The following is a 24,795-nucleotide window of genomic DNA, read 5'->3' on the forward strand; positions in this document are numbered from 1 at the left end:
CGTGTTTTTATACCGTTCGTCGGTTATATTCATATAAACGAATATAACTACTTTTAATTTTTGTCTATTTATAATAAATTACGTCGGTTTTAAAAAGAGTCAGCTTTTATCTACTACTAAATATGCGCTTATATACATTACAAATACAGGATAAGCGCATGTTAGTTACATAAATTGTTTCTACATTATTTATCTTTTTATCTGCTAGGTAGCACTATTTGAACCACCAACCCTTGAATGCCATCTTGCCGGTTATGAGCATTGATATATCCTTTATGCGCCATAACTACAGCATGAACAATGGCCAATCCAAGACCATAGCCGCCAGTATCACGGTGTCGAGCAGTATCGAGCCGCACAAAAGGATGGAAAATACGTTCTAAGTCTTTGTCTGCGACACCGCCACCTTCGTCTGTTATATTAATTTGAACAGCTGGTGCCTTATTGTCCATTGATATTGCCTTTATTTCAGCAATCACTGTCGAACCCGCTGCCGTGTGCATAAAAGCATTGCGAATGACGTTTTCAAGCGCGCTATACAATTGCTCTGCATTACCTTGGACTGTCCAAAATCCTTCCAAATCATCCAACGCTGAGGCTACAGGCGGTTGCCATTGCCAATGTACGTCTTTATGTTGAAACTCAAAGCAGACATCCTCTCCGATATTGCTAATGATGTCGGATATATCGACTGCCTCACTCTCCAAATTATCGACGGTATATTGCTGCATTTGTAGGGATTGAATATGAATGATTTGCTCAATCAGCTCATTCATTCGTGTAGATTCTTTATCGATACGGTCTAAATAGCGATTGGCATTGGGCGCAAAGTCTCGAGTCAGCTCAGTCGCTACATCCAGACGAGCAAGTGGCGAACGCAGCTCATGTGAGATATCACTAAGCATTTGTTTGCGTGCCAGCTCACTGTCGACGAGCCTCGTCGATAGATGGGCGACGTCTTTGGCAAGTAGCCCCAACTCATCATCGCCCATCTTGGACAGTTCTGGGTTGGCTTGATAATTACCATCAATCATACGGTGTACGGTATTTTGTACACGGCCAATCCGCTGGGTTAACGTACGACTGAGCCATATGCAGACCAGTACACTAAAGATGACAATCAATAGCAAACGTATTGGAAAATTACCGTGCTGTATCTCTACCACGTCTGAGAAACGCAAGTGCGGACGCAACTGTATGATGATTGACTGACCATCAGGTAATTCAACAGACATATCGGCCAGTTCAGGACGAGTATCGATATCAGCTACTGCGGCACTACTTGCCGTTCTTGGCTTTAGGAATTTTTGCCAAAAAGATGGCTCATCTTTTGGTATCTCATTGTCGTGTTCACGCGGTCTATTATCAGCATTGCGGCCTTCTACGCCATAAACATTATTCTCTACTCTAGGTGGTCTAGGCGATACTGGTCGCACCGGTTGTATCGCACGATCCATTATTTGCCGACCACTTTGCAGTTGTCCTTGCGGGCGCTCATCTTTGTCACGGTAACGCGGGAATATAATAGCGCCCTGCTCATCATAGACTCTGATTTGATTCATCAACTGGCGGTCTTGACGATACATCTGCCTGACAGACTCTACATCACCAGCCCGTAGTGACGCGACCATCTCTTCGCGCTTTATCAATAGGCTATCGATTTGTACGTCCATACGAGAGGTTAGCTCTTTTTCAGCTAGCCAGCGCTCTACTACGATAGACAGTACAGAGGTGATTAAAATCGTCAGTAATAGGCTCAGGAACAAACGCCAAAACAGAGTAATGCGCACCTTAAACTTAGGTGCTTTTTTGAGGGTCTGCTCAGAAGCTTTCATCGATATGTCCGTCATTACAGCACCAGTTGATAACCTTTTCCACGCACCGCTTTTATTGGCTCATCGTGGAAAGGTTGAAGTTTTTTGCGTAAGCGAGATACGTGTACATCGAGGCTACGGTCAAATGGCTGCAGCTCACGCTGTAAGACATTTTCTGACAGCCATGCTTTACTGACCACCTCCCCTTTTTGTTTGAGCAGAGCCACGAGCAGATCAAACTCTGTACCAGTGACTTGTAGCGTTACCCCATCTATCTGACAGGCGCGTTGGTTTTGATCGAGATGCAAACGACTCTCTGGCAATGGAGTATGCTCTGATGCGGTCGTATTGGTACGTTTAATCACTGCATTGATACGCGCCAGCAGCTCTCTAGGGTTACAAGGTTTGGTGATATAGTCATCGGCACCAAGCTCTAGACCAATGATACGGTCAATCTCTTCCCCTTTTGCTGTCAGCATAATGACTGGAATATCGATGATATTTGGTAATTGACGCAGGACGCTTAGACCATCTAGTTTTGGCATCATAATATCGAGCACGAGTAAATCATAAACCGTATCTTCGTGTGCTACTGCTTTGAGTCGTTGTATGACTGCTGCACCATCATGTACGCAGTCACAGCGAATGCCGTGATTGTCCAAGTACTCTTGCAATAACTGAGTCAACTCTTCGTCGTCGTCGCCTATCAAGATGTTTGGCATGCTTCTCTCCTTTAATTTTTATTTATCTCTATTTACTCAATCCAATCACTCTATAATAATCATGACGCAATAAGTCCACGTACAAATGTCATTGTGATATATGGTTAGCAGAATTGTCGCCATGGTATTTTTATTGCCGGTAGACTGTAGTTAACCATATTATCAGGCAAGCACTTGCCAATTCACCAGAAACGTTACCTTTCTTAATACTTCATAAATGTTCGTAACCTTTAACTGTCGTAATATACTCATATCAACAGCAAGTATTGCATTTCTAAGATGGCTGACCATAACGAGCGATAACGTTCAACAGATGCTACTTGCGAGATAAAAATTTAGTACTTATGAAATCAAACTCAATGTAATCAAGGATATTATGATGAAAAAATTACTATTAGGCTCAGTATTAGCAGCGTCTAGCATATTTACCGTAACCGCTTGCACCAGCGTTAACGCAACCACTGATACAACGCCAACTGCGCAAATGCAAAAGAACCACAAAGATGGCATGAAAAAAGGTGAGATGAGAGGCCCAATGTCAAAATTGGATCTAACAGCGACACAGCAAGCGCAAATCAAAGCCATCATGCAAAACAAACGTGGCGATCGCACTGCTGACCGTGCAGAACATCAAGCAGAACGCGCGCAAATGGATCAGCAAATACAAGCGCTGACCAATGCCAGCACTTTGAATACTGCTGCTTTAAACCGTCTGGCTGATCAACGTGCGGCAAAAGAAAAGCAACGCTTTATCGAACGTGTACAAACCCAACATGCCATCGCTCAAGTGTTGACTGCTGAGCAACGTGCAAAGATGGAACAGATGAAGTCAGAGAGACAAGAAAAAGGTCGCAAGCATTCAAAAGATCGTAAAGACCATGACAAACAGCATCAAGGTATGTAATAAACCACTCCGGAAAAGTGTTATTTTACCCAGCTGTATACGTATAAACTAAAAAAGCGCGCCGTTAATAGGTGCGCTTTTTTTAGTGCAAAATTATCCTGTTCAAAAACTAATAATGCTTTCTATTTACTCATTAATACTCTAATCAGTTACTCAACCGAACCAATACGCTCTCTGACCATCGGCAACATGTTAAAGACCATCTTACCTACTGCCGTTCCATTACCGTCTTGGTAGTATTGCAGCAGCTCTGGAGCATACTTTCGTAAATCAATACTATTGCTAGCGTTCGGCATCTGCACATTACTTGGTAAGTTAGGAAACGCCAAGTCCTTAGTACTGATAGTGGAATACTGCTGCAACACATCTAATCTCATACCTTTGTCATTATTCGCTTCGCTAGTGTTATCTAACTGACGACGTAAGTGCTCCCATTTGAGTTGACCACTTTTATCAAACCCGTACAGTTCCTGTACTTCTGTATTGGCAACGGCCTCACCTGTCGTGGCTTCCTCATTCATTTGATCTTCTATCATAGCCAGTATTTTTTGTACAATAGACTTACTGGTAAATGCCTTTGGATTTTGAATCGACTCAAACGCTGTCATCGGTTCGGGTTCTTGTACCAACTCTGGGTATTTTTCACTGATCCGATCGTAGAAAATCTGCATATATTTCTGTTGCGACGCTTGATAATCCCCAAAGCTTTGTACTCGGCGAATGATTTGATCGCTTGGTAGCATAGCCGATAACTGGTGCGCAGGCAGTTTTGGAGACAGTGAAGCAAGTGAGTTAGGGGCAACATAATTAAACTGGCTGACAGGAGCCGCATCATAAGTCGCATCTAACGCTGCAAAGTGGCTTTTGATGACTTCACCACCAAATCCTTTAGGCAATGTACCATCATCAATAGCTATTTTTAACCACTTGTTTTGCCATTTTGTACCGAGTTTATCGTCCAACAATTCTGAGTTTAGAATCGCAAAATTATCTGCCCATAGGTAAATATCACCGTTTTTAAAATCCATATAAATAGGCTGGTTGATACTGCTGTGATGATTACGTGCTTGATATTGCGCACTAGCGAGCATCGTAGCCTTGCCTGCCATCGGTTGATATATCCCTTGAGAGTCGATAGAAAGCGACTTTAGTAAATACTCATCTAATAACTGTGCTTTCTTCCTATCTAACGGTCTTTGTTTATCCTCATAATTATCAAATAGCGCTTGATAATCTGGTGCTACTTTTACATCACTATCGTATTGATGGTCATCCCATGCATGATAGGCATCTACGCACTCAAAATACGACTGCCTTATGCTGTCACGCTTAGTATCGTAATCCACCGCTAAGATATCTTTGTTTTGCTGTTCTGCTTGCAGGATTAGAGCGGCGTACGCTTGGTCATGTGTCTCTTCGCAATGTTCATCTACGTAGTCTGATGCCGCCATTTTCTCCGTACTAGTATTAGTATCGGCATCTGTAAATTGTTGGTTATTACCAATCTCAAGATTGCTATGATAGCTAAAGGACTGACGACGCTGTTTTTGCAGGGCTGTTTCTAGTGTCTTTTTGGCAATGCTAGGTGCTTGTTTTACAGCCGCCGTGTTGGACTGGCCCAAACTGGTAGACTGGCAACCTGTTAACAACAGTGCCCCTGTCAAAAATGCGCTGGTGATTAACAGATTATTTTTAGTCTTAAATGGCAGACGTTGTGCAATGGTGTGATGTACTATTTTCATTTTTTATCCTTAATAGATATGAGCGTAAATGCAATGAGATGAGGTCATTCGACTTCTATTTTTCATTCATATCATCTGGAGCATCGTCAACTCGGCTCTCATCGACAGCGTCTGCGCCATTGTCATTATCGTTACCATACTCATCAGTGCTATATTCATCACTGCTATAAGCACCTTCGACACCGCTATCTTGATAGTCGTAGCGTGCATAGCGGGCCGTTTGTAATCTGTCTTTTTTCGCGCGCTGCTTAGCTATCCATGCATTGCCATCGATAGGAGGCATCGCGTCTGGACCAAAAGACTCAGCAAGCAGTGGTGTCAAGGCATGACGGTTAAAGCTGGCTTTATCGTAACGTACTTGGTTTAGCATGGTTGTGGTCGACCCCATAAAATCACCACCGATATTGACACGTTGCTGCTTGGCCAGCAGTCGATCTGAGCTGTCTAAGTAATAGTAGTTGATTTGATTAAACGAGATAGGACCGATAGCTTCGATAAGCTGCAATAGCGAACCGACATCCGCGCTCTGATAGCCTTTATTGTATAACTGCACTTTAGCAAGTGCTGTCTTTAGTGCGGCACCATCAGGATATTTATCTGGATTGGCATCTACGTATTCTTGCAGTGCTTTAGTCACATATTTGAGCGTCTTACCAATCATTTCACCGCTTTGCTGACTACCGAAATAGACTTTTACGGCGCGAGTCGCACCAACTTCTTGGGCAAACGCGTCAACACTGATATCTACTGCGCTAAAATGCTCGGGCGCGAGCTCAGCCATGCTGCTCTGTATCGCATTGAGCACCGCATCGTAGAGCACCGCTGGTGGCAACTGTGCCGTGATGCTTTCAGGCAAACCAAAGCTCACCGTGTGCGAGGTCATCTGTGCTGGTAGTGGCGTATTCTCAGGGTTGACAAGTGCGACAATCGGCATGATGGCCGATGGATCTACTACGACACTGCTATTATTAAAATCAAATGCTAACGGTATCTGTATCGATGAGCTAATCGTTGGTGTGGCGTAGTCGTAGCTATAGACGCTTTGTAGTTGGCGCTGCTTGGGACGGTATTGACTGACGCTATTAAACGTTAAATGCTCATATTGATAGGCATTGGATGCAGCTATTTGCTCAGGAGTACGGTGGAACATATCAAGTATATTGCCAATCATGCCTGTAGATGACATTGGTAGGCTGCCACGATTTACCGTCTCTGTCTTAGCTTGCTGTTTTGCCATTTGCATGGCTTCATACTTTGCAGCCATTGACTTGGGACTTAAACCCGACATCCCTGAGAGCATACCTTCAGCACTGCTGCTGTATTCAGCATAACTATCATAGTCGTCACTACTGTAATCATCGCTGCTATAGTCATTACTATCATAATCTGCTGTATCGTAAGCATACTTGTTATCGCTGTTGGTATCACTGCTCGTCGGCTCATTCTCCCCCGCTTCAGCCAATATAGCAGCAATGGCTCTTCTCTCTGCTTCAGCTTCTGCTCTAGACTTATCATAGTCACTAGGATAGTCGGACTCTATCGAACCTTTCGCATCATCATAATCATTATAGTCATCATTGTATGGCTCATCATCACTTTCGCTATATGCACCTTCAGGCTGATACGCATAGGTTTCTATAATCGTTCTGAGCAAGCTACTAGATCCTGCATCGATACTATCTGGGTCAATGAATGGTGCTGAGCGATAATTGGCTGTGGCGACTGCGACATGCTCGGTCGCCAAGTGCTGACGAATGGCTGCAAGCAAGTGTGATTTAGCTTGGTTTTCGGTGCTTGGATACTTCTCTTGATCAAACAGCTGCTCATAACGCGCGGCCTGAGCATTTTGACTGGCAGTAAAGGCTTGACCCTGACGTTGGCTCTGCGCGGCATCTGCGACACTAAAGTCCATCATGGTACTAGAGACGCTGCTATTCGACGACAGATTGGAAGATGAGCTGGCTGGAGTTGATTGGCAACCTGCGAGTACAAGTGAAGCACTACCAACCATCAAGGCGATAGAAGTCAATTTACCGGCTGGATATAGATGACCGTTATTATTTTTACCATTATAGTTTTTATGATCAGTGTTAGATAAACAAGCAGGCGCAGTCTCAGAGTAGCGCTGTCGATTGCGGTTATTAATATGGTGTGATGACATAGTAATCTCTTTGTATGAATAGACAGTCGATAATGAGTGTACAGTGGTACCGTTATTTATATCACAAGACGTTACAACTTAGTAATATTAGCGAATATTTTTAAAGAATTTCTTCATTCATAAATAATTTTCTCTGTATAACAGCTTTCTTATCATTAGATTCATTTACTTGAAAATTAGCCCCGTTTATTTGAAATAGAGCTGATACAGCTAAACGCTATAAAAACGCACACCACAAAAGATAATAAACAACTTTCTACTATTTCATATTTTCGTTACTATTTAGGCTTATCTATTTCCTAGCTCTATTCTCTCCACTCGCGTAAAAGGGACTTTGCGATGTCACAGTTATTATCTCGCCACCATCGAACCGCTCAGCAGCGTAAACCGAAAATTAATACCTTACTCAAATCTAGCTTCGTGCTCATTACCAGTACACTACTGCTATCTATATCCGCACAGGCTGTAGAGTCAACGACCTCAGTAAGTAATGCGACGGTCAACAATACATCAATCAATACCAGTGCCATAAACTTGGCTATTATGGCTGATAGTCCAACGGTATTATCTGAAACCCAGCGCATCACGCGAGCGAAAACCAATACCCTTAGCACCACATCGAACAATGCTAACAATGCTAACAATGCTAACAATGACCAAGCTATTTACTCTGAAGACGCCATTCATCATCCAGTTTGGGCAAAGAACGGCATGGTCGCTACCCAAGAAGCGCTTGCCTCTGACATCGGTTTACAGATTTTAAAGGACGGCGGTAATGCAGTAGATGCTGGGGTTGCAGTGGGTTTTGCCCTAGCAGTAACCTTGCCGCGTGCGGGTAATATCGGTGGTGGCGGTTTTATGATGATTTATGATGCCAAACAAGGCAAAACGGTGGCGCTTGATTACCGTGAAAAAGCACCGAGTAGCGCCTCACGCGATATGTACCTCGATAAAGCAGGCAATGCTGTCAGCGACTTATCTCGTTATCATGGCTTGGCAGTGGGCGTGCCAGGAACAGTAGCAGGACTACTAAAAGCATTAGAAGAGCATGGTACGATGAGCCGCGAGCAAGTAATGGCACCAGCGATAGCACTGGCTGAAGACGGTATAGAAGTCACCGCTGGCTTGTCCGAGTCACTCACGGCGTTGAGCGATCGCTTGCAAAAATGGCCAAGTACCAAAAAAGTGTTTTTTAAGCCTGATGGCAGCGCTTATCAGCCGGGAGAACGTTTAAAACAGCCTGAGCTTGCGCGTTCGTTAAAGCGGATTGCGGTACAGGGCGTAGATGGATTTTATAAGGGTGAAACCGCTCAAAAACTGGTCAAAGCAGTCAATGAAGCAGGCGGCAGCATGAGCCTGGAGGATTTGGCCAATTATCAAGCTATCGCTCGCGAACCTGTCAAAGGCGACTACCGTGGCTATGAGATTGTTTCTATGCCGCCGCCCTCCTCTGGTGGTATTCACATCGTCCAGATTTTGAATATCTTAGAAGGTTATCCACTCAAAGACTACGGACAGAACAGCGCACAGACTATTCACTTAATGGCAGAAGCGATGCAGTTAGCGTATGCAGATCGCGCTGAGTATCTGGGAGATGCTGACTTTATCGATGTCCCTGCCAGCGGCTTAACCTCACAAGCCTATGCAGATAAACTGCGTACGTTGATTGATCCCAATAAAGCCACGCCAGCAGCCACTATCAAAGCAAACAATCCGCTACCTTATGAAAGCGATCAAACCACGCATTTCTCTATCGTTGATAAAGACGGTAATGCCATCGCCAACACCTATACGTTGAACTTCTCTTATGGTACTGGTCTCGTTGCGGATGGTACAGGCATTCTGCTTAATAATGAAATGGATGATTTCTCTGCCAAACCGGGCGTACCAAACGGCTACGGCTTACTTGGTGGCGATGCCAATGCGGTGGAAGCCAATAAGCGTCCATTGTCTTCTATGAGTCCAACGCTCGTATTCAAAGACAGCAAACCTTACATCGTCACGGGTAGCCCAGGTGGTAGCCGTATCATCACGACTGTCACTCAAATTATCTCTAACGTCATCGACCATGATATGAATATCGCTGAGGCAACACATGCGCCGCGTATCCACGATCAATGGTTACCTGATGAGATTCGCGTTGAAAAAGCACTGAATATCGACACAGTGAAAAAGCTCGAGTCAATGGGTCATACCGTCAGTCCAAAATCTGCGATGGGATCTACACAGTCGATCATGCTCACACCAAACGGTGTTTACGGCTCGTCTGACCCACGTATTGTCGATGCGGCAGTGGTTGGTTACTAAAAAACTGTCTTTAATTATCAGTCACATAGCCCTCTATACCTTGTTGTATTGAGGGCTTTTTGATGTTGCCTATAACCGAGTTTTTATGACGTAATGACTTAACTTACGCAGATTAAACCCTTTGAACCTGTGGCTGTCTGCGGCAAATAATGCTATTATTGACGACCCCATTTAAAACGTATCAATATGGCTATCGAGGTCTTATCGGCCTCTAGATATCAGTATAATTGATTGATAATCATCAGTTATTTTATCGGTAGCTTATTTCTTTGATCGTACCAGTAAGAGTCTTCTATGGCATTTGTACACCTTGGCATTCACAGCGAATATTCCATCACCGATTCTATCGTGCGTATCAAACCGCTGGTAAAAGCTGCTGCGGCTGACAATCAGCGCGCGTTGGCATTGACCGATTTGTCCAATTTATATGCCACGGTGAAGTTTTATCGTGCCTGCTTAGGTGCTGGTATAAAGCCTATTATTGGCAGTGAAGTCATCATGGATAATGAAGACACACGCCTTACCTTACTTGCGATGAATAACGAAGGGTATCAAAACATTACCCGTATCGTATCGCTCGGGTTTACCGAAGGTCGTGCTGATCCTGTCAATCATGGTACGCCGGTTATTAAGCGCAGTCATATCTTAGAGCATGCGGCAGGTGTGATTGTACTGCTCACAGAGAAGTCAGACGTGGGTCAAGCATTGGTCGGCTCGATGCCAGAAAAGGCCGATGAACTACTTACTGAATGGCAGGCAAAATTTGACGATCGTTTGTACTTTGCGATCAAGCGTACCAATCGTTCAGGCGAAGATGCTTTTATTAGAGCAGCCATCCATTCAGGTGCCAAACACAACATCCCTATCATTGCGCATAATGACGTGCGTTTCTTAGAGCAGGATGATTTTGATGCTCATGAAGCCCGCGTGTGTATTGCAGGCTCCTATGTCCTTGCTGACCCAAACCGTCCGCAGACTTACTCGGATGAGCAGTATCTAAAAACACAAGCTCAGATGGAGCAATTATTCGCTGATATTCCGCAGGTCATTGACAATACTTTGCGCCTCGCTACACGCTGCAATGTCACCCTAACGCTTGGTATTAACGTCCTACCTGACTTTCCTGTGCCTGAAGGCGAGACGATTGAATCGTTCTTCCGTGCCGAGTCACAACGCGGTCTTGAGCAGCGCTTAGACAAGCTGTTTCCTGTCGAAGCGCGTACTGATAATTGGAGCGATTTCCGTCAGAGATACGATGAACGCCTTGCATATGAATTAGATATTATTCTATCCATGGGCTTCCCTGGTTACTTCCTAATCGTCATGGACTTTATCCGCTGGGCAAAAGCCAATGGCGTACCAGTAGGCCCTGGACGTGGTTCTGGTGCAGGTTCATTGGTCGCCTATGCACTAAACATTACCGACCTTGACCCGATTCATTACGACCTACTGTTCGAGCGCTTCTTGAACCCTGAGCGGGTATCGATGCCCGATTTCGATATCGACTTTTGTATCGAAGGTCGTGACCGCGTCATTGATTATGTTGCGCAAACCTATGGCCGTGATGCCGTCTCACAGATTATTACTTTTGGTACGATGGCTGCAAAAGCGGTCGTGCGAGATGTGGCACGTGTACAAAGCAAATCGTACTTTTTGGCCAATAAAATATCCAAGCTGATTCCAAAAACGCCTGGCATCACACTGAGCCAAGCGCTTGAGCAAGAACCACAGCTCAAAGACTTGATCTCTAATCCTGATAATATGGATTATGAAGATGCTATCGAGATTTGGGAGATGGCGATTAAGCTTGAAGGCGTCTGCCGAAATGTCGGTAAACATGCTGGTGGTGTATTGATTGCTCCGCACAAAATCACTGACTTTAGTGCCATTTACTGTGATGATGAAGGTCACCGCGTCAGCCAGTTTGATAAAGACGATGTAGAAGCTGTTGGTTTGGTGAAGTTTGACTTTTTGGGTTTACGTAACTTAACCGTCATCAATGCGGCAGTTGAAAACATCAATTTGCGCCGTGCAAAAGAAAACGTACCTGCCTTAGTTTTGGAAGATTTGCCGCTAGATGACAGCAAAGCCTATAAGCTGCTGCAAGATGCCAAAACCACGGCGGTCTTTCAGCTAGAAAGTATGGGTATGAAAAAGTATCTGGCTAAACTACAACCGACCAATATCGAGGATGTCATCGCCATGTGTGCGCTGTATCGTCCCGGCCCACTTGATGCAGGCATGGTAGAGATGTATATCGACCGTAAGCATGGTCGCGAAGAAGTCATTTATGACCATCCCAATCTTGAGCCGATTTTAGAAAACACCAATGGCGTTATTGTCTATCAAGAACAGGTGATGCAAATTTCACAGGTGATGGCAGGCTATAGTCTGGGCGGTGCTGACATGCTACGCCGTGCGATGGGTAAAAAGAAACCTGAAGAGATGGCAAAGCAGCGCGATATTTTTGTCACGGGTGCCACCTCACAAGGCATTGATGAAGTCACGTCAGGTGGCGTATTTGACTTGATGGAAAAGTTCGCAGGTTACGGTTTTAACCGCTCGCATTCTGCGGCTTACGGGGTATTGGCTTATCAAACGGCTTATCTAAAACAATACTACCCTGCCGAATTTATGGCAGCGGTCTTAACTTCAGATATGAACAACACCGACAACGTCGTGTTCTTTATCAATGACTGCCGTGAAAACTTTGGGTTGACCGTAGTCAATCCTTCGGTCAATCGTAGTGAGTGGCATTTCGTTGCCGATACTCCGACCAATATCATCTATGGTCTTGGCGCAATTAAAGGCGTGGGTGAAGGCGCGGTAGAGTCTATCGTAGATGCACGTCGCACGGATGGTCCTTTTAAAGACTTATATGACTTCTGCCGCCGTGTCGACATCAAAAAAGTCAATAAGCGCACCCTTGAAGCGTTGGTCAGCGCTGGCTGTTTTGATGACTTTGCCGCCACGCTACGACCTGACTTGCCAGCCGATGAAGCTTACGAGATTCGCGGCGCCTTGATGAGTCAATTGCCAAGCGCGGTACAAGCCGCTGAGCAAGACCGTCAAAACCGCGAAATCGGTATGATGGATTTGTTTGGTGAGATGGACGGTGTGGTCGCAGCGCCGCCGTTAGTCATGACGCCAGAGCTCATCTGGGGTGACAAACACCGTCTAAAAGCGGAAAAGAACACCTTGGGACTGTACTTAACGGGACATCCAATCAATGAGTATTTGGATGAGTTGAAACGCTACACCTCTGGTGCACGTCTCGATAAGTTAACAGATACTGGCTATAACGGCAGCTGCTATTTCTCGGGGCTTATTATAGATATTGCCAACTTTGGTAATCGCAATGTGATTACTTTAGATGATGGCACGTCGAGATTGGAAGTCAGCTGCTATGCTGAGCGTTTCAACCGCGTCAAAGAGCAATTGAAAATCGATGAAGTTGTCATTATCAAAGGCAGTATTCGTGAGCGTGATGGACGCTTGTTTGCGCGTCTTGATAGTGCCATGAGTATGGTCGATGCGCGCCTGCGTTGGCTCAAAAAAATCAGTATCAAAGTCCACGGTAGTGATATTAATTTGCTCACACGCTTGCAACCATTACTCAAATCAGCTCAAGCTGATATCATTCCTGAGCCGCGTCTGGCTTATAACCAAGAGCAAGATGAGCAAGGCAATAATGGTAGTAACACTTACGACCCTGCCATGGGCGGCAGTTTATATGATGAAAATGGTAACGATTTATTGGCGCTAGAGAACGATATGAACCATGACGCATTTAATCAAAATAGCATGCCCCAAAGTTATGCAAACAATGCGCTCAGTAATACAGATACTTCTATCAATGATAACTGCTTGCCACTTGGTTTGAGCGTGTATGACGTTTATGGTATCGCAAATGTGGGACTATCCGAACATTGGCGGGTTTACCCGAACGATGATAATTTGCAACAACTGAAAACTTTAGTTAGTGAAGATAACTTACACTTTCATTACAGCTAAAATGCACAATCCCATCAAAAATCTACTATAGTAACTTGACTGCTTTAACTTTTAACAATTGGATAAAAGCCATGACTGACATGACGAATAATAATATGACTGGTCAGACTGATGAAGAGATTATCAATCACGAACAGTTCGAAGACATGCATGACTTGCTAGAAGAAGACTTTGTCGAGCTGATACAAGTGTACCTCAATGACAGTCAAAAACGCGTTGCAACACTGCGAATCGCTCAGCAAGAAGATGATAACGCCAATGGCTTTGAAACCGCTCATGCCCTAAAAGGCGCAAGTGCCAATTTGGGTACGACTCAGCTGGTTCGTCTTAGCAGCCAGCTACAAGAATGCTGCCGTGAGCGCCGCATTAGTGAACAAGCTGATCTTATTGAAGAGATTGCCGCCGCATTACAACGCGCCGAACAAGAAATCAATCAAAGATTGGGGCAATAATGAGTAACGACGCTTTATCATCTACTGAGCAAGCCCGTACAGTGAATGAATACCTCGACTGCTTACAAGTCATCATGGTCAATACGACTTTGCCTGCCAATATCGGCTCAGCCGCACGCGCCATGCATACTATGGGCTTGTCCCGTTTGACCGTTGTCGACCCCAAATTGCCAATTGACGAGACCAGTGTCTCTCATGCGGCAGGCGGTAGTGATCTGCTGTCATCTGCCGTGATCGCACCTACTCTAGAGTCTGCCATTGCCGACTGTCAGCTGGTATTTGCAGCCAGCAGTCGTAGTCGTCATATGCCGCGCCCTGTTGTGACACCCACGCAAGCCGCTAAGATTATGTTTGATTTTATCGATACACAGTCGGCTTTAAGTGCAGATGATAGTAATATCGACGCCTCATCAGCTGCTATTTCTGGCAAACCAAATATCGCTATCCTATTTGGGCGTGAAGATCGTGGGTTGACCAATGAAGAGTTGGCTTATGCTGATTATCACATTCAAATCGACGCTAACCCTGCTTACCCTGTACTAAATGTTGCCTCAGCAGTGCAAGTCATTGCCAGCTTTATCTTTGCTTATGCTCAAACGCATACTCAGATAGCGGACAGTTTAGACGAGAGTACTGCGTCTCAATCGACAATCAATGTGAACTTACGTCAACAATGGGATGAGCCTGGTATCAATCAGCAGCAGCTGCAACAGCTTACTCAGCGTACTACTGATCTTATGGTGCAGCGCGGTCTGGCAAATAGTGAACATCTAAAGTCATTACCATCACGCCTATCCAGACTGGGATCACGTCTACAGCTTGATCAAAAAGAGTATCAGCTATTAAGCGCTTTGATTGCAAAATTATCAAAAGACTAAAACAAGTCATAGTTTATCAGCTTGCCTTTGTTTGACAGCTTTTTACTATATTTTGCGGTGCAAAGCTGTTATAACTTAGAAAAAATGAGCAACAACATACTCTCATTATTATTTAACCATCATGACCATAAAATAAAGACATTGCTACTTTAGCAACGCTACTTTACCGACGAATAGATAGGACGCTTTATGTCATTGCCATCCAAATTGTTCAGATCGCTTGTCAGCATCAAAAAAGATCTGAAAGAAGATATCGATGCGGTATTTAACCGTGATCCTGCAGCGCGCAATAGTCTGGAAGTCATCCTAACCTACCCAGGTATCCATGCGCTCATTCTACATCGCGGTGCGCACTGTCTGTGGAATCATGAACAGAAACTGGCGGCTCGCGTCATCTCATACGGCTCGCGTATTATTACAGGTATTGAGATTCACCCTGCTGCCAAGATTGGTAGACGCTTCTTTATCGATCATGGTGTGGGTGTCGTCATCGGTGAGACTGCTGAGATTGGTAACGATGTGACGCTATACCATGGTGTTACTTTGGGCGGTGTGTCTTGGAATAATGGCAAGCGTCACCCAACGCTAGAAGATGGTGTAACGGTCGGTGCTGGTGCAAAAGTCTTAGGGCCGTTTACTGTTGGTAAAAATGCTAAAATCGGCTCGAACGCAGTGGTAGTCAAGCCAGTACCAGCAGGTGCTACGATGGTCGGCAGTGCAGCTCGTATGATCTCAGATCATCACGATGAAAAAGGCAATCCCATCGCGACAAAAGTACAAGATACCAAGCAACAAGAAAAAGTCGCGCAAGCTGGCGAGAACATCAAGGATCAAACAGCTGACACCACTTCTACCGCAAAACGTACCAATACCTTCCGTGCTTATGGTATCGATCCTTATTCGCAAGACCCTGTCGCAGAAGCGTTTGCTAAAATGCTCGAACATATCCAACAGTCAGAGAATCGCCTAGATCAGTTGCAGTCAGCGATGTGTGATATCGATCCCAATTTTTGCAAAAAAGAATACGATAAGTTGTGCCTAGAAGATTTAGATGTGATTGGTCGTGCTGATATCGATGACGTAGATAACGAGCAGAAATAACTACTAGAACTTTCAGTAAAAGAAATAAAACTAAGGGGCGTACACTATACTGTACGCCCCTTAGTTTTATGTACTGCAAAAATATTAGATGTAGTCAGTGTCAATGTCAGTTAAAATAAATTAATTTACCATCTATCTACTTATTATCAATTTTTCTCAAAACGCTATTCAAATATCTAATCAGTAGATACGGTCAACTCCCTGACTCCCGCTTCCTCGTGCTCTTTAAATGGATAACGATCGGCCATTACAATCCAATTAGACATTGATTTAGATTTCGATTCTTTGCTTAGGCTATTTTCTATATTAGCCAATTTAACCATCAAAATATCAATATCCATCGTCACTCGCCGTACTTGATTCGGCTTAGTCTGTCGACATCTATTACAATCACCTTCAAGCGTTCTAAAGATTTGCTGTAGTTGTTGTAGGCTCACAGGTGTGGTCAGTGCTAGATGGACACATTGATTGGTATAGTCAGGCTTTGGCTGTTCCAAGGTTGTAGTAAAATCAGGATTTTGAAAAGCCGTAGACAATCGCACCTCACCTAGCGCTGCTAATCGCTGCCTAGCAAGCGGGAGATACTTGTCGGCTTGATAGTTACTACCTAGCGCTAACACTAGCTCTACCACGGGCTGCGCTTGCACAGTCTCAGGTGCGCATTGTGTGAACGTTGTCAAATTCAAATCCACGGGCTTTTTATGCATCATCGACTTGGCTGTCATTAACTTCTTTGGCAGCTTTTCTAGTAGCTGGCTCGTTGGTTGATGCTGGCGCATAGCGCGTTATTTGCACCCCTACCGCATCAGCTTTAGCAATAGCAGTAGGCTTAGCAATGCTCAACGTTATTTTTTGACAGTCATATTTTGCAAATATCTTATCAGAGATCTGACCAGCCAAATGCTCAAGCAGCTTTGCTTGAATCTCTTTGCACCACTCACTCACATCATCGCAGACTTCTTTATAACTCAGGGCATCGCTGATATCATCTGACACAGCAGCATGGCTAATGTCAGTCTCAAGCGCGATATCAATAAGTAATGGCTGAGTAATGGCTCGCTCCCAATCAAACACACCGATTACTGCATCGACTTTTAGACCTTTTATAAATACCACGTCAGACTGAGTATGAAACATGCTTTCATCCTTGTTTGCTAATTTTTTTCGTGTTTTTAATGTTTACTTAACCGATTGTAGCGCTTCTTCACGTAGGCGCGCCGCTTTTAACACTTTACTTGGACGATGGCGCCACAGGTCAATGCTGAATAATAGCAGACCTAACCAAATCAAACCAAATACTGCCAAACGTTGTAAATCGAACGGTTCTTTATAATAGAACACCGCCAAAAAGAAAATAAAGGTCGGCGTCAGATAGTTCATAAAGCTCAGAATACTGTATGCCACGAGCTTGGTAGATTTATTGAATAATAAAAGCGGTATTAGCGTAATCGGACCTGCGATCATAAGCAGCCAAATATTTGAGCTAAACCAAAAGCTCAGTTGATGACTTGCCACATCAGATTGCCAAAACCACCACAGACATAACGGTACTAGCATTGCAGTCTCGACAAACATGGCATCGACAGCAGTCAATGGCGTTTGTCGTTGAATCGTCCCGTAAGTACTAAAACTGAACGCCAAAATCAACGATATCCACGGCAGACTGCCAAGCATCACCACTTGAATGACGACAGACAACAGTGCAAATCCAATAGCGACCCACTGTAAAGGACGCAAACGCTCTTTGAACAAGATCATGGATAGTGCAACGCCGACCAATGGCCCGATAAAGTAACCCAGACTGGCCTCAAGGATACGGTCGTGATTGACCGCCCATACATAGGTCAGCCAGTTGGTTGCGATAATTAACCCAGAGACGAGTGATAGCGCAATCCATCTTGGGTTTTGCTTGAGTGTTTCTATCCACCCCCAACGTTTGGTAGCCACCAACACAATCAGTAGGCAACAAAACGTCCAAACGATACGGTGACCAATGATCTCTGTCGCATCATAATCAGATAGCTGTTTGAAGTATAGCGGAAATCCACCCCAGATAAAAAACGCGATAAGCGCAGTAATAATGCCGCGTCTGGTTGTGGTTATCGGGGCAACGGGTTTTTTGATGACATTTTGGGTAGTCATAATATAGGACAACTTTTTAGAGCAAAGCGCGCTCCCACCTAATTCTAATTATTATTGTCAATCGAATCGTGAAAGCGCAGGGTTACTACAGTGAGATTATAAGGTAAAAAGCAATGTACTCATACCATTAGTGACATGAGTACATTGCTAACGATGTTAGATTAAATCTTTAAGAGTTAATGGTAGCTTAGCGACTTATTCAGCACCAGTATCCACTTGGATAGACATACCGATTTGGTTGGCAAGTTCAGCAAATCCTGGGAAACTGGTATTAACCGTTTCAACCCCTTCAATGGTAATTTGCTGGGATGCACGCAGACTGGCTACAGAGAAGCTCATCGCAATACGGTGATCATGATGCGAGACAATATGACCACCACCAAAGACAGGCTGGCTATTGTTGACTTCACCGCTTTCAGTAGCGGCGCCTTTGCCTTCGATAATGAGACCATCATCAGTTACAGTACAATCAATACCAAGTGTATGTAGCCCTTCTGCCATCACAGCAATACGGTCTGATTCTTTGACACGCAGCTCTTTAGCACCAGTCAATACCGTCCGACCTTGGGCACAGCTAGCCGCGATAAATAATACAGGGAATTCATCAATGGCCAGTGGTACAAGATGCTCTGGTATCTCAATACCGACCAAATTTGAGCTGCGAATCGTAATATCAGCAACTGGCTCGCCGCCCACATGTGTCTCATTGCTTAGGCTAATATCTGCATTCATTAATTTTAGAATATCAATGACGCCAGTACGCGTAGGGTTGATACCTACTTGGGTCAAGGTCAGCTCACTGTTTTGACTGATGGCGGCTGCTACCATAAAAAACGCTGCAGATGAAATATCGGCAGGAACCGCGATATCGCCGCCTGTTAGTGTGCCGCCGCCAGTGACACTGATACGATTGCCTTCTACGGTTACCGGATAACCAAAGGCTGATAGCATACGCTCAGTATGGTCACGGCTGATCTCAGGCTGTGTGACCGTTGTCGTACCCTCGGCCCATAGACCTGCTAGTAGCAAGCAAGATTTTACCTGAGCTGAAGCAACCGGCATATCATATTCAGTGCCCTGTAGTGGCTTACCAGCTGTATCACGACCAGTGATACTAAGCGGCGCAGTACCACTATGACCAGTGCTCTGAATCACAGCTCCCATCGTGCGTAGCGGTGCCGCCACGCGCTCCATTGGGCGTTTATTCAAGCTAGTATCACCTGTCAGCACGCTATCAAATGATTGCGCTGCCAAGATACCTGACAGCAGACGCATACTGGTGCCAGAGTTACCCATGTACAGTGGAGTTTTGCTAGGTTTTAAACCATTCATACCGACGCCATGAATGGTCAAGTTGCCATTGTCAGGGCCTTCGATAGTCACACCCATATCACGGAATGCTTGTAGCGTTGCTAGCGCATCTTCCCCTTCCAAAAACCCAGTCACATTTGTCACGCCTGTGGCAAGACTGCCGAGCATAATGCTGCGATGCGAGATAGATTTGTCACCAGGAATCGCGATGGTGCCAGAAACAGTATTGCTAGGGGTAATATTATAAGAAGCTGACATAGCAGAAGTATCCGTATAAGGGGTGCTGGCTAACATATGGCCGAAATGTCGCCGTGCGGCTTGCGCGCGGCCCAAAAGTCCCATCAGGGCAGTTGAATCTTTATCAATGATAAGCTGGCGCATGGTCTGTAAATAGACACCATACTCATCAAGAGCGCTGACAATCGCGCTTTGGTTGGCAAAAAATATATCATGCCACATTTTAGGGTCACTGGCAGCGATACGCGTAAAATCGCGGAACCCACCAGCGGCATAACGAAACATATCTAAATTATCATCATGGCTTGCCAGTTGCTCAACCAAATTAAAGGCAAGCAAATGTGGCAAATGGCTGGTGTGCGCTAATATGCGGTCATGATGCTCAGCATCCATTGACATGACATTTGCGCCTACTGATTCCCATAATAGTCGCAACTTTACAATAGCAGTTGCACTGGTTGTCGGTAACTCGCAAATAATGACGCTATGATTGACAAATAAACTGGCGCGGCGCGCATGATACCCTGAATTTTCAGCCCCAGCAATTGGATGCGCTGGCACTAGACCTATTGGCAGCGAACCGAACACTGCTTTAGCGGCATCAATGATATTGACTTTAGTACTACAGACATCCGTCATGATGCAATCACTGCCAAGCTGTCCATTATCCATTGCCTGTTTGATATCAACAAACACTGCTTGAACAGCCTGTACTGGCACTGCAATAATGATTAAATCACTGCCAGCGATGACGTCCTGTAAGTTTGCACTACCTGCATCTAGCAGACCATGCTCAATAGCTTCTGTAATACTTGGCGCATGTCTATCGACTGCTACTAAACGCTCGCTCAAGCCATTATCTTTAATAGCTTGCGCAAAACTGGCACCAATCAGCCCAAGTCCAATCACACAAACTTGTTTAAATATAGGCGGCGTAGTATTTAGAGACGATTGAAGTTTATTATTTTTCTGACTACTCACGGCTTTTCTCGTTGGACACACTAAGACATAGATAGAGCCAGTCTTAGTGTTATAAATTTTAATGGCTGATTAAGAACAATTTTTAAATTACAAAGCACTTATAGATGCGCTTAGTCTTCAGTCAAAATAGAACGCAAAGTATCAATCAAACGCAGATTATCTTCAGCCAAACCTACTGTGATACGCAGCCAGTTAGGTAATCCATAAGCATCCAGCGGACGGACGATAACGCCTTGTTCAAGTAGTGCCTGATGAATCGAAGCAGCAGTTATATCTTCCATCTCAACCTGCACTTCGACCATAATAAAATTGGCATGCGACTTCACAAAACCCAATCCTAGCGCGTCAAACTGCTTTTCTAACCAACGCATTTGCTCATCGTTTATCAGACGAGTTTTTTCGATAAAGTCTTGATCGGCAAGTGCAGCAGCAGCAGCAGCTAAACCGACACGGCTGACGTTAAATGGCTGACGAATTCGGTTTAGTAAATCCGCCACTGCCACCGAGCTTAGAGCATAACCGACGCGTAAACCTGCCAGCCCATAAGCTTTAGAAAAAGTACGGACAATAATGACATTATCGAACTCATCTAGTAAGGCGCGGTTGTTACTCTCAGGACTATACTCGATATAAGCTTCATCTAATACCACCAAGACTGAGCTTGGCACACTGGCAACGAACTGGCGCAGCTCTCTTTGCTCTAGCTGCGTACCCGTTGGATTGTTCGGGTTGGCAATAAAGACGATTTTGGTATTCGGATTATCTTGTACCGCTTGGCTCATGGCTTTTAGATTATGGCCGAAGCGCTGAGCAGGTACTTCAATTCCTGTGGCACCTTGCATCTTCGCTAGCATAGGATATACCACGAAAGCATACTGGCTATAAACGATAGCATCATCAGCACCCACAAAACTACGTGCTAAAATATCGAGCAAATCATCAGAGCCATTACCCAAGGTAATTTGATTGGCATTGACATCGTTAAAATCAGCCAGCGCTTGCTTTAGATAGTAGCCATTGCCATCAGGATAGCGCGACAATTGCCCTAGCTGCTCAGTCACTGCTAGCGTCACTCGTGGTGAGCATCCCATTGGATTCTCATTGCTAGCCAGCTTGACCACATCTGAAACACCATACTCACGTGTCAGCTCCTCAATTGGCTTACCGGTTTGATAAGGTGCCAATGCCAAAATACTGTCGTAAGCTGGCGTTAACGGCGATAGATCTGACGCGGTCAATTGAGTAGTCTGCATGGTTTATCCTTAGATGGTATCTGTAAATGCTTTTTTTAATGCTATCTGCAAAAGCTAAGACCCATCTATTATGTATGAATACCAGTGAGTAAGCCTGTAGTTGCCTATAGGTAGTTGTCTATAAGACAGCTTTTGGATATGAGCCCAATATGCGCAAATCTTTGACCAATGGACGAATATCATTGATGGCGGCGCTAACGTTTGGATCATTAACATGACCATTCATATCGATAAAGAATACGTATGCCCACTTGTTAGGACGCTCAGGACGCGTTTCAATACTGGTCATCGATACGCCATGATATGACAGAGGTTTCAAGATCTCGATCAGTGCGCCTGCTTTGTCGTGAGCTGAGACGACGATAGAAGTTTTGTCTTGACCAGATGGCGCAATTGCTTCATGACCAATAATAAGGAAGCGTGTGGTGTTACTTGGATTGTCTTCGATATTTGAGTAAAGCTTATGCAAGCCGTACTCTGCAACAGCGACGTCACCTGCAATTGCAGCTGAATGCCATTCGTTTTTAAGGCGGCGAGCAGCTTCTCCATTACTTGATACTGCAACGCGTTCGACATTAGGGAAGTTTACATCTAGCCAATGACGGCACTGAGCAAGCGACTGCTGGTGCGAATAAATACGGCTCAAGCCATCAATCTTAGTATGCTCAGCGACCAAGAAGTTTTGATGAATTGGCAATTCAACTTCGCCAATGATTTTCAAAGTAGAAGATAAGAAGCCATCCAGAGTATGGTTGACGACGCCTTCTGAAGAGTTTTCGACAGGAACCACGCCGTACATCGCTGTACCCGCTTCGACTTCGCGGAAGACATCAGTAATGGTTGTCATCGGTACGGTATCCGCGGCTTTACCAAAGTGCTTGAGCGCAGCGGCATGCGTAAAGGTACCGACAGGGCCCAAGAAGGCAATACGCTGCGGCGCTTCTAAATCCAAGCATACTGACATGATTTCACGGAACAAGCGCGCCATTTTTTCATCAGCGATGGGACCTGCATTACGCTCCATGACAGCTTTTAGTACCTGTGCTTCACGCTCAGGGCGGTAAAAGATAGGATTGCTATTGTCATCAGCAGCGGTATGATTTTTCTTTACCATGGCTACTTGCTGAGCCAACTTTGCACGGTTGTTGATTAACGTTTGGATCTCACAGTCTACTGCGTCAATATTTTGGCGAATATTGTCTAAAAACTCTTTTTCAGTTGCGGTATCGCTAGCGCCTGTAGTGGTTTGATTTAGATTATCCATTGTTTGCTCTGGTGACTGCTCGCTCATTACCGCCCATCCTTTTTAGATTTTATCGCTGTTAGATATTACTATTATTTAAATATTGCTATTACATTGCTATATTGCTATTACGTAGGGTAGCACTATTGCCAAATCTGACTGTTTTCTGTTTTTAGTTAAAGGCTAAGCCTGATAGTAGAAACCATATTCAAAACCAACCTCAAAACAGTCTATCAAAAACACCCTATATTGCTAGTGCCATTTAGCGTTAATGCTATATTTACTGCCAAATACAGCAGCTTGATACATAGCCGGCTCTACTATAGCAAAAACTAAGGTCAGTGCCCATTCGTAAATGCGTATAAATATACCAACTGTTATTAATATTAGCACAGTTGAGCCAGATAACAGTGACGCATAGCATAACTATGAGGCAACACCTGCCCAAAACTGTGTTACAGTTCCAGTTCAGCTCCCTACCCTGTTATATATAAGAGGAGCATCATGTGATTAATAAGAAAAAGGATACCTGATGAGCGCATTACAACAGCTACGTACTATGACCACGATTGTTGCTGATACTGGTGACCTTGCCGCTATCGCCCGTTTAAAACCTATCGATGCGACCACCAACCCAAGCCTTATCACTAAGGCTCTGATTCATCCTGACAACCAAGGCATGCTGTCAGAGACCATGAGTCGTCACAATGGTGACGTGGATGCCGTGATCGATGCGCTGACCATTCAGGTTGGCTGCGATATTTTAGAGCTGATTGAAGGCCGAGTCTCTACTGAAGTGGACGCTCGCTTATCTTATGATACTCAAGCGACGATAGATAAGGCACTGGCTTTTATGGATGCTTACCAAAAAGCGGGCGTCGATTCAGAGCGAGTATTGATCAAAATGGCGGCAACTTGGCAAGGCATCGAGGCGGCGCGCTATCTTGAGACTCAAAATATCCACTGCAACCTGACCTTACTGTTTGGACAACACCAAGCGATTGCCTGTGCAGATGCTGGTGTGACCCTGATATCGCCTTTCGTTGGCCGTATTCTAGATTGGCAAAAACGCCAACAAAGCCGTCAAAACGTACCGGCTTCTGATGACATGGGCGTACAGTCAGTCAAGCTCATTTATCAGTATTACAAACAGCACGGTTACCAGACGCAAGTAATGGGCGCCAGTTTCCGCTCTACCGAGCAGATTTTGGCATTGGCAGGTTGTGACTTACTGACTATAGCTCCCAACCTCATTGATGAGTTGGCAACCATGGATACCGAGGTAACTCGCCAACTGTCTCCAAGCATGTCGATGGATATGAAGGCGATGACTCAGGTAAGCTTAACGCACGAAGAGTTTAACGCTGCGTATCAGCAAGACAAGGTTACACAGGACTTGTTGCCTAAGGGTATTGACGGTTTTATCGGGGCGCGTGACGAGCTGGCTAAGACATTAGCAGCCATCCGCGGACAATAATAGCCACACGACAGAGCACGACGGATACTGGGCTGGCACAAAAGATATTTGCCTAC

The 24,795-nt window shown here is 44.8% G+C and carries 17 protein-coding genes; 7 read left to right on the plus strand and 10 right to left on the minus strand.

Features of this window, described 5'->3' with window-relative positions; genetic code table 11:
- Nucleotides 1–197 precede the first annotated feature (197 nt).
- Nucleotides 198–1,835 carry an ATP-binding protein gene (locus tag QL898_RS03485; RefSeq protein ID WP_290175806.1) on the minus strand — a complete coding sequence of 546 codons (1,638 nt, stop codon included), beginning with the start codon at nt 1,833–1,835 and terminating at the stop codon, nt 198–200.
- A gap of 14 nt (nt 1,836–1,849) precedes the next feature.
- Complete coding sequence (locus QL898_RS03490) at nt 1,850–2,536, minus strand: response regulator transcription factor (RefSeq protein ID WP_057759848.1); 687 nt, start codon at nt 2,534–2,536, stop codon at nt 1,850–1,852.
- Between the two features lie 379 nt (nt 2,537–2,915).
- Between QL898_RS03490 and QL898_RS03495 the strand changes: the two genes are divergently transcribed.
- Nucleotides 2,916–3,440: a Spy/CpxP family protein refolding chaperone gene (locus QL898_RS03495; protein ID WP_290175807.1), complete on the plus strand. Its 525-nt coding sequence runs from the start codon at nt 2,916–2,918 to the stop codon at nt 3,438–3,440.
- A gap of 149 nt (nt 3,441–3,589) precedes the next feature.
- On the opposite strand, the gene QL898_RS03500 is transcribed toward QL898_RS03495, so the two are convergent.
- Both QL898_RS03500 and QL898_RS03505 read right to left on the minus strand, forming a co-directional pair.
- Nucleotides 3,590–5,182: a hypothetical protein gene (locus QL898_RS03500; RefSeq protein ID WP_290175808.1), complete on the minus strand. Its 1,593-nt coding sequence runs from the start codon at nt 5,180–5,182 to the stop codon at nt 3,590–3,592.
- A 55-nt stretch (nt 5,183–5,237) separates the two neighbouring features.
- Nucleotides 5,238–7,343 (minus strand): hypothetical protein, encoded by a 2,106-nt coding sequence (locus QL898_RS03505; protein ID WP_290175809.1) that lies wholly within the window; start codon nt 7,341–7,343, stop codon nt 5,238–5,240.
- A gap of 339 nt (nt 7,344–7,682) precedes the next feature.
- Between QL898_RS03505 and ggt the strand changes: the two genes are divergently transcribed.
- The 5 genes from ggt to cysE all read left to right on the plus strand — a co-directional run bounded on the left by ggt (nt 7,683) and on the right by cysE (nt 16,095).
- A complete protein-coding gene (gene ggt, locus QL898_RS03510; RefSeq protein WP_290175810.1) occupies nt 7,683–9,650 on the plus strand; it encodes a gamma-glutamyltransferase in 1,968 nt (655 codons plus the stop codon).
- A 294-nt stretch (nt 9,651–9,944) separates the two neighbouring features.
- Nucleotides 9,945–13,664 carry a DNA polymerase III subunit alpha gene (dnaE, locus tag QL898_RS03515; RefSeq protein WP_290175811.1) on the plus strand — a complete coding sequence of 1,240 codons (3,720 nt, stop codon included), beginning with the start codon at nt 9,945–9,947 and terminating at the stop codon, nt 13,662–13,664.
- 71 nt (nt 13,665–13,735) lie between these two features.
- The gene (locus tag QL898_RS03520; protein ID WP_201547246.1) at nt 13,736–14,116 is read left to right on the plus strand and encodes an Hpt domain-containing protein; all 381 of its coding nucleotides are present in this window, start codon (nt 13,736–13,738) and stop codon (nt 14,114–14,116) included.
- Complete coding sequence (locus tag QL898_RS03525) at nt 14,116–14,994, plus strand: RNA methyltransferase (protein WP_290175812.1); 879 nt, start codon at nt 14,116–14,118, stop codon at nt 14,992–14,994. Before QL898_RS03520 ends, QL898_RS03525 begins: the two co-directional genes overlap by 1 nt.
- Before the next feature lie 189 nt (nt 14,995–15,183).
- Nucleotides 15,184–16,095: a serine O-acetyltransferase gene (gene cysE / locus QL898_RS03530; protein WP_290175813.1), complete on the plus strand. Its 912-nt coding sequence runs from the start codon at nt 15,184–15,186 to the stop codon at nt 16,093–16,095.
- Between the two features lie 176 nt (nt 16,096–16,271).
- Here cysE and QL898_RS03535 read toward each other — a convergent pair whose 3' ends face one another.
- The 6 genes from QL898_RS03535 to pheA form a co-directional block, all read right to left on the minus strand.
- Nucleotides 16,272–16,775, minus strand: coding sequence for a 2-amino-4-hydroxy-6-hydroxymethyldihydropteridine diphosphokinase (locus QL898_RS03535; protein ID WP_227679194.1), 504 nt, complete (start codon nt 16,773–16,775; stop codon nt 16,272–16,274).
- A 19-nt stretch (nt 16,776–16,794) separates the two neighbouring features.
- Complete coding sequence (gene folB, locus QL898_RS03540; protein WP_201547251.1) at nt 16,795–17,232, minus strand: dihydroneopterin aldolase; 438 nt, start codon at nt 17,230–17,232, stop codon at nt 16,795–16,797.
- A gap of 42 nt (nt 17,233–17,274) precedes the next feature.
- On the minus strand, nt 17,275–18,237 hold the full coding sequence (rarD, locus tag QL898_RS03545) for an EamA family transporter RarD (protein WP_290175814.1): 963 nt from the start codon (nt 18,235–18,237) through the stop codon (nt 17,275–17,277).
- A gap of 195 nt (nt 18,238–18,432) precedes the next feature.
- Nucleotides 18,433–20,766, minus strand: coding sequence for a bifunctional prephenate dehydrogenase/3-phosphoshikimate 1-carboxyvinyltransferase (locus QL898_RS03550; RefSeq protein ID WP_290175815.1), 2,334 nt, complete (start codon nt 20,764–20,766; stop codon nt 18,433–18,435).
- Nucleotides 20,767–20,876: 110 nt separating this feature from the next.
- Nucleotides 20,877–22,019 (minus strand): histidinol-phosphate transaminase, encoded by a 1,143-nt coding sequence (gene hisC / locus QL898_RS03555; RefSeq protein ID WP_290175816.1) that lies wholly within the window; start codon nt 22,017–22,019, stop codon nt 20,877–20,879.
- A gap of 118 nt (nt 22,020–22,137) precedes the next feature.
- Nucleotides 22,138–23,310: a prephenate dehydratase gene (pheA, locus tag QL898_RS03560; RefSeq protein ID WP_102092477.1), complete on the minus strand. Its 1,173-nt coding sequence runs from the start codon at nt 23,308–23,310 to the stop codon at nt 22,138–22,140.
- 484 nt (nt 23,311–23,794) lie between these two features.
- Between pheA and QL898_RS03565 the strand changes: the two genes are divergently transcribed.
- Entirely contained in the window at nt 23,795–24,739 is a 945-nt protein-coding gene (locus tag QL898_RS03565) for a transaldolase (RefSeq protein WP_290175817.1), read from the plus strand.
- Nucleotides 24,740–24,795 lie beyond the last annotated feature (56 nt).

The sequence above is a fragment of the Psychrobacter sp. APC 3279 genome, assembly GCF_030407795.1.
Lineage (GTDB): Bacteria > Pseudomonadota > Gammaproteobacteria > Pseudomonadales > Moraxellaceae > Psychrobacter.